Origin of the sequence: Polaromonas sp. (assembly GCF_030680935.1) — a bacterium.
GTDB lineage: Bacteria > Pseudomonadota > Gammaproteobacteria > Burkholderiales > Burkholderiaceae_C > Polaromonas.
The window spans coordinates 103,847-111,101 of sequence record NZ_JAUXUP010000011.1 but is presented as its reverse complement, the minus strand read 5'-3'; the positions used below and the strand labels follow the sequence as shown (position 1 = coordinate 111,101).

General features: G+C 61.2%; 6 protein-coding genes. 3 read left to right on the top strand and 3 right to left on the bottom strand.

The genetic code is table 11. The features are described from left to right. From carB to Q8L50_RS03750, 3 genes are all read left to right on the top strand, one after another. The coding region (gene carB, locus Q8L50_RS03760) for a carbamoyl-phosphate synthase large subunit (RefSeq protein WP_305347314.1) at positions 1-1,958 on the top strand (1,958 nt) is incomplete at its 5' end. 119 nt (positions 1,959-2,077) lie between these two features. Continuing rightward, entirely contained in the window at positions 2,078-2,554 is a 477-nt protein-coding gene (greA, locus tag Q8L50_RS03755; protein WP_305347313.1) for a transcription elongation factor GreA, read from the top strand. Between the two features lie 8 nt (positions 2,555-2,562). Continuing rightward, positions 2,563-3,000: a DUF4149 domain-containing protein gene (locus tag Q8L50_RS03750; protein ID WP_305347312.1), complete on the top strand. Its 438-nt coding sequence runs from the start codon at positions 2,563-2,565 to the stop codon at positions 2,998-3,000. On the opposite strand, the gene folD is transcribed toward Q8L50_RS03750, so the two are convergent. The 3 genes from folD to Q8L50_RS03735 form a co-directional block, all read right to left on the bottom strand. Then, on the bottom strand, positions 2,969-3,826 hold the full coding sequence (folD, locus tag Q8L50_RS03745) for a bifunctional methylenetetrahydrofolate dehydrogenase/methenyltetrahydrofolate cyclohydrolase FolD (protein ID WP_305347311.1): 858 nt from the start codon (positions 3,824-3,826) through the stop codon (positions 2,969-2,971). The genes Q8L50_RS03750 and folD overlap by 32 nt on opposite strands. Positions 3,827-3,915: 89 nt before the next feature. Beyond that, positions 3,916-4,542 (bottom strand): response regulator transcription factor, encoded by a 627-nt coding sequence (locus Q8L50_RS03740; RefSeq protein ID WP_305347310.1) that lies wholly within the window; start codon positions 4,540-4,542, stop codon positions 3,916-3,918. 37 nt (positions 4,543-4,579) lie between these two features. After that, positions 4,580-7,144 carry a PAS domain S-box protein gene (locus tag Q8L50_RS03735; RefSeq protein WP_305347309.1) on the bottom strand — a complete coding sequence of 855 codons (2,565 nt, stop codon included), beginning with the start codon at positions 7,142-7,144 and terminating at the stop codon, positions 4,580-4,582. Between the last annotated feature and the right edge of the window lie 111 nt (positions 7,145-7,255).

Sequence of the window (7,255 nt, the reverse complement as noted above, 5' to 3'; positions counted from 1 at the left end):
CGCCCGGCCCGGACCGCATCTGGTATGTGGGCGACGCATTTGCCATGGGCATGAGCGTGGATGAGGTGTTTGCGCTGACGAAAATCGACCCCTGGTTCCTGGTGCAGATCGAGCAGATCGTCAAGATCGAGCTAGAGCTGGAAACCACCTCGCTGGACAAGCTGGACGCCGCCACACTGCGCGTGCTGAAGCAAAAAGGCTTCTCCGACCGGCGTCTGGCCAAACAGCTCAAGACCACCGACACCGCCATCCGGGAAAAACGCCGCGCCCTCGGTGTGCGCCCGGTTTACAAACGTGTGGATACCTGCGCGGCCGAGTTTGCGACCAACACCGCCTACATGTACTCGACCTACGAGGCCGAAGGCAGCGAGTGTGAAGCCGCGCCGACCGCCAACAAGAAGATCATGGTGCTGGGTGGGGGTCCGAACCGCATCGGCCAGGGCATCGAGTTCGACTACTGCTGCGTGCATGCCGCACTCGCCATGCGCGAGGACGGCTACGAGACCATCATGGTCAACTGCAACCCCGAGACCGTCTCGACCGACTACGACACCTCGGACCGCCTCTATTTCGAGCCACTGACGCTGGAAGACGTGCTGGATATCGTCGACAAGGAAAAGCCGCTCGGCGTGATCGTGCAGTACGGCGGCCAGACGCCTTTGAAGCTGGCGCTGGACCTCGAGAAAAACGGGGTGCCCATCATCGGCACCTCGCCCGACATGATCGACGCCGCCGAAGACCGCGAGCGTTTCCAGAAGCTGCTGCATGCGCTGAAGCTGCGCCAGCCTCCCAACGCCACCGCCCGAACCGAGCCCGAAGCGCTGGAAAAAGCCGCAGCGCTGGGTTACCCGCTGGTGGTGCGCCCCAGCTACGTGCTGGGGGGCCGCGCGATGGAGATCGTGCATGAGCAGCGCGACCTGGAGCGCTACATGCGTGAGGCCGTCAAGGTCAGCCACGATTCGCCGGTGCTGCTGGACCGCTTCCTGAACGACGCGATTGAGTGTGATGTCGATTGCATTCGCGATCCGGAGGGCAAGACTTTTATCGGTGGTGTGATGGAGCACATTGAGCAGGCCGGTGTTCACAGTGGTGACTCGGCCTGTTCCTTGCCTCCGTATTCGCTGGCGGCTGAAACGGTCACCGAAATCAAGCGCCAGACGGCCGCGATGGCAGCAGCGCTGAATGTGGTGGGTTTGATGAACGTGCAGTTCGCCATCCAGCATGTGGAAGGCAAGGACGTGATTTACGTGCTCGAAGTCAATCCGCGCGCCTCCCGCACCGTGCCATTTGTCAGCAAGGCCACCGGCATCCAGCTGGCCAAAGTGGCGGCGCGCTGCATGGTTGGCCAGTCGCTGGCCTCTCAGGGCATCAACAAGGAAGTGACGCCGCCTTATTTCAGCGTCAAGGAAGCTGTGTTTCCCTTCGTCAAGTTTCCCGGCGTGGACACGATTCTCGGCCCGGAAATGAAATCGACTGGTGAAGTCATGGGTGTCGGCAAGACCTTTGGCGAGGCCTTTGTAAAGTCTCAACTGGGTGCAGGAACCAAGCTGCCCACATCTGGCAAGGTTTTCCTGACGGTCAAGAACAACGACAAGCCGCGTGCCGTGGAGGTGGCCCGTGCGCTGGCCGCGCTGAAGTTCGAGCTGGTGGCGACCAAGGGAACGGCTGCGGCCATCAACGCCGCCGGTATCGCCTGCGGCGTAGTCAACAAGGTCACCGAAGGCCGGCCGCATGTGGTGGACATGATCAAGAACAACGAGATTGCGCTGGTCATCAATACCGTGGAAGAGCGGCGCAACGCGATTGCCGATTCACGGCAAATCCGCACCTCGTCGCTGCTGGCGCGGGTGACCACTTTTACGACGATTGCTGGGGCTGAGGCCGCGGTGGAGGGCATGAAGTACCTGGACAACCTGACTGTTCATTCGATTCAGGAACTCCACGCCCAGCTGGCCTGACTCGGGGCAAGTACCGAGCGGCTGGCCACGCATTTGCATTAAACTGGCATCAGGACAAACATGTTAGGACGCCGCCGCCAGGTGACTGGCGGCGGTTTCGCTTTTGGAGGACTCAAACCATGGCAACCATTCCCATTACCAAAAAAGGGGCTGAAAAGCTCAAGGCCGAACTGCACCAGCTCAAGACCGTGGAGCGCCCGTGGGTGATCAACTCGATTTCTGAAGCACGTGCGCAGGGCGATCTTAGTGAAAACGCGGAATACGACGCCGCCAAGGACCGCCAGGGTTTTATTGAAGGCCGCATCCAGGAAATCGAAGGCAAGCTGTCGGCCGCGCAGATCATTGACCCGACCGAGGTGGACGCTGGAGGCAAGGTTGTCTTTGGCTCCACCATCGAGTTGCAGGACGAAGACTCTGGCGACAAGGTGACCTATCAGATCGTCGGTGAGGACGAGGCCGACATCAAGCTGGGCCGGGTCAACATCGGCTCGCCGATTGCCCGCGCCCTGATCGGCAAGGACGAGGGCGACACGGCCGAGGTGCAGGCGCCCGGCGGCATCAAGCGTTACGAGATCATCGCGGTGATGTACATCTGACGGAGAGCATGAAGTCACGTCTCAGCATCGTGCTGGCAGCCCTGTGGTGGGGCAGCCTCACGGGCCTGGGTTTTCTGGTGGTGCCCATGCTGTTTACCCACCTGCCCAGCCCGGCCGCCGCCGGTGCCATGGCGGCCAAACTGTTCACAGCGCAGACCTGGCTCAGCATTGGCTGCACCATGCTCCTGCTTCTGGTATTGAACAAGAAAGAGGCTCCAGCCCTTTCCCCGTCTGCGCAAGCAGCTATGAAATTTATAGTGACTGGCCTGCTGTTGGCCGTGCTGGTGGAGTTTGGCGTGGCACCGCGCATCGTCAGCGCCCGGGCCAATGGCGGTAGCCTCCAGCTCTGGCATGGCCTGGGCAGCGCGATGTACCTGGGGCAGTGGCTTGCCGCCGGCTGGACGCTGTGGTCGCTCAGCCGCGTTCAGCCGCCTCAAGGGTATTGACCAGCAGCATGGTGATGGTCATGGGGCCGACGCCGCCCGGCACCGGGGTGATCCAGCCGGCAACTTCCTTGACGCCCTCAAAATCCACATCGCCGCAGAGTTTGCCGGCCTCGTTGCGGTTCATGCCGACGTCGATGACCACCGCGCCCGGCTTGACCATGTCGGCCGTCAGCACATTGCGCTTGCCCACAGCGGCAACCACCACATCGGCTTGAAGGGTCAGGGCCTTGAGGTTCTGGGTGCCGCTGTGGCAGATGGTGACCGTCGCATTTTTTTGCAGCAGCATCAGCGCCATCGGTTTGCCAACGATGTTGCTGCGGCCTATCACCACCGCATGTTTGCCCTTGAGCTCGTAGCCCTTGCCGTCGTTCAGGCTTTCCAGCATCTTCATGCAGCCATAGGGTGTGCAGGGCCAGAAGCCCGGCTGACCAACCATCAGGGCACCAGCGCTGGCCACATGAAAACCATCTACATCCTTGTCGGGCGAAATCGCTTCTATGACTTTTTGCGCGTCGATGTGGGCCGGCAAGGGCAACTGCACCAGGATGCCGTGGATAGCCGGATCGCGGTTCAAAGCATCGACGCGCGCCAGCAGCTCGGCTTCGCTCATGGTGGCGGGGTAGGGCTCCAGCAGCGAATGTATGCCGTTGTCCTGACAGGCCTTGACCTTGTTGCGCACATAAACCTGGCTGGCCGGATTTTCGCCAACCAGCACCACGGCCAGGCCGGGAACAATGCCGCGTGCGCGCAGGGCGGATGCCCGCTGGGCGACAGCGCCGCGCAGCTGCTTGGACAAGGCGTTGCCATCAATGAGTTGTGCGGTCATGGTGTCTGTTCTTCAAGTAAAAACGCCCGCTGGCTCATGAACCACGGGCGCAAGCAGCTACCGAAAGGATAGCAACCGGAAAGTTGGTCTCAGGCTTTGGGCGCGCTCGAACCCAGCGCAATTTTCAGCAGGTCGGCCACGGTGTTTGCATTGAGTTTTTCCATGATGTTGGCGCGGTGCGCCTCCACCGTCTTGATGCTGATGCCCAGGTCGTCGGCGATCTGCTTGTTCAGGCGGCCGGCCACAATGCGCTCCAGCACCTGGGCTTCGCGCGAGGTGAGCTTTGCCAGCAGGGCGTCGCGGCTGGCCGACTGCTGGTGTTCGCTGAAAGCCTCTTTGGCCTGATTCAGCATGCGCTCGACAAGACCCACCAACGCTTCTTCCTGAAAAGGCTTCTGGATGAAATCCATGGCGCCTTTCTTCATGGTGTCCACTGCCATCGGCACGTCGCCGTGGCCGGTAATGAAGACGATGGGCAACGGTGACTTGCGTTCGACCAGACGATCCTGCAACTCCAGGCCGGTCATGCCGCCCATCCGGATATCCACAATGAGGCAGGCGACTTCACGCGGGTCGTAGCGGCTCAGAAAAGTTTCTGCCGAGTCGTAGCAGCGCACCCGATAGTCCTTGCCCTCCAGCAGCCACTGGAGCGAGTCGCGCACGCCCTCGTCGTCATCGACGACGTAGACGGTACCTTTTTTCGGAATCAAGCTCATGCCAAACCTTTTTGAGAAGACGATAACAAGTCACTTGTCAGTGAACACCGGCCGGAGGGGTGGGCAGCTCTGCGGCTGCCGGTGCTGGCGCCCGCAGGGGCGTCACGGGAATCCAGAAGGTAAACCGGCAGCCCACTACTTCGTCGCCATTGTAGAGGTTCTCTGCCTGCATCCTGCCCTGGTGCGACTCGACAATGCTGCGGCACAATTTCAGCCCGATGCCCATGCCCTCAGCCTTGGTTGAATAAAAAGCTTCGTACAACCGGCTCATCACCTCGGGTGACAGTCCTTTGCCCGAGTCGAGTACCGAGAACTCGACCACGCTCTGGTCCTCGATGGTCTTGGGTACCACCCGCAGCTCGACGCTGCGACGCGCCGTCGGGCGCCTTGCCTGAGCGATGGATTCGGCGCCATTTTTCATCAGGTTGATCAGTACCTGCTCGATCAGGATGGGGTCCACCAGCAGCGCCGGCAGGCGCGCTGCAATGTAGTGGCTGAGCCGCACGTTGTGGCGGCGCAGCTCGATGTCGGCCAGCTCCATCGCGTTGCTGACCATGGTGGCGACATCGGCGGCGCTGCGATTGGGTTCGCTGCGTTTGACGAAAGAACGGATGCGCTGGATGATCTGCCCGGCTCGGTGCGCCTGTTTGGCGGTTTTCTCCAGAGCAATCAGCAGGTCTTCATTGCTGATCTGCTGGCCCTTGATGCGTGACACCATGCCATTGCAGTAATTGTTGATCGCAGTCAGCGGCTGATTCAGTTCATGCGCCACGCTGGATGCCATCTCGCCCATGGTGATCAGTCGGCTGGCCGATTGGGCGCGCTCGGCCTGTTGCGCTGCCTGCTCTTCGGCATGGCGGCGCGGCGTGATGTCGGTGGCAATCACCATCTGCGCCAGGCGTCCGTCCACCCAGGTGAGGTAACGCGAGCGCACCTCCAGCCACTTGCCGAGCTCGGGTACAAAAATTTCTGCGTTTTCACTTTGCGCTGCGGTCAGGGTATCCGTCGGAAAACCGGCCAACCCATCGACTGCGTCGAGCGTGTCGTCGGTGGGCGCCACCGCCGGGACACCGGCCTGGGCGATCAGGTTCATGTGGCCAGCCACCTCGCCGCCAAACCATGCGCGGTACAGCTTGTTGGTAAACAACAGCTCTTCACTGCCCAACGGTGCCACCGAGACGGCTGCGTCCAGGCCTTCCAGAACTGTGGTGAAGCGCTCGTACGATGCCGACAATTCCTCCCGAATGCGTTTGGGCTCGGTGATGTCGGTCATCGAGGTCATCCAGCCGGTTTGCTGACCACGCGGGTCTATCAGGGGCGAGACGTACATCCGGCCATCGAAAATCGCACCGCTTTTGCGTTTAACCCGTACCTCAAAACCGCCTGGTGTGGAGCGGCCATGTAATTCGTCATCCAGCCGGGCGGCCAGTGTTTCGCGGTCCTGCTCCGGCCAGTATGGAAAGGGTGCGGTACGGCCCACCAGCTCGGCCTCGCTCCAGCCGGTCATCTGGCAAAAGGCCGGGTTCACATAGGTGATGCGGCCCTGCAGATCCAGCGCACGCATGCCGGTCAGCATGGAATTTTCCATGGCCCGGCGGAAGTTGGTTTCGGAGATCAGGGCTTCCTGGGCCTGCACCCGGCGCCGGGTATGGCGCCAGGTACCCAGCAGCATCCACACGGTGAGGGCGCTGAGCGCACTGACCAGCCAGAAAAAGCCGCTACCGACCACGCCCAGCGAAGCCCTGTAGCCCTGGGCCTTGAGCAGCAAGCCGTTGCCTATCGGAGATACCGGAATTTCATACTCTTGCGCTTCGTCCGACCAGGGCAGCAATTGGGCGGCGGTGTTTCTGGGCGGCGGCAGAATGCCGGCCAGCAGGTTTCCTTTGTCGTCCAGCAGGGCAACCGCGTATTTAGCCGTCACCTCATTGGGAACGCCAAAACGCAGCAGACCGTCTATCGTGTATTCGCCCATGATGACGCCGTCAAAACGCCCCTGGTCATCCAGAGGAACCTGCAACTGCACGCTGGGCGCGTTATAGCTCGCATCGTCCTTGATCGTGAGCGGGCGCGAATACACCGGTTGCCGCAGGTCCCGCGCCAGACCAAAAGTGCTTTCAGTTTCTCCGCGCTTGATCTGCTCGCCGACGAGCTGCATTTGCGAGGCGTTGGCGCTGGGGGAGACATAAGAGGACCTGACCCGACGGCGCGAGTCCACCCAGGTCACCGCCAGCAGCTCGGGGTACTGGTTGACCAGCGATTCGGCCTGCGCCACAAATTCGTCGGAATCCACCTCCTTGTTGGAGACGTCGCGGCTCAGTCGCATCAATTGCTCCTGGCGCTCCAGCAGGCGCAGGCGCAGCCGTTGCTGGGCGTATTCCACATCGCGCTTGACGGCTTGCTGCTCGCGGTCAATTTCCTCAATGCGCAAATAGCCAAAGGCGGCCACCACGGCAGACAGGAACAGCATCACCGAGAACAAGGGCCCCAGCGTGACGAAGCGATCCTGACGCGTCGGTGACTGCCGGCGCCACCAGCTGCGCCAGCGGGCCAGAGGCGCTTGCCCTGCAGGGCTGTCAAAAGTGGAGGGCGTGGGTTCTTTCATGGCGAGGGTGCAGTTTACGGGAGTTGTTCTGCGGCCGGAACGGTGCAGTTCAGATCAAAAGCATTTCAAGGGCGCGGCCTTGTAAATATCACAATATGAAAACAATGAGCA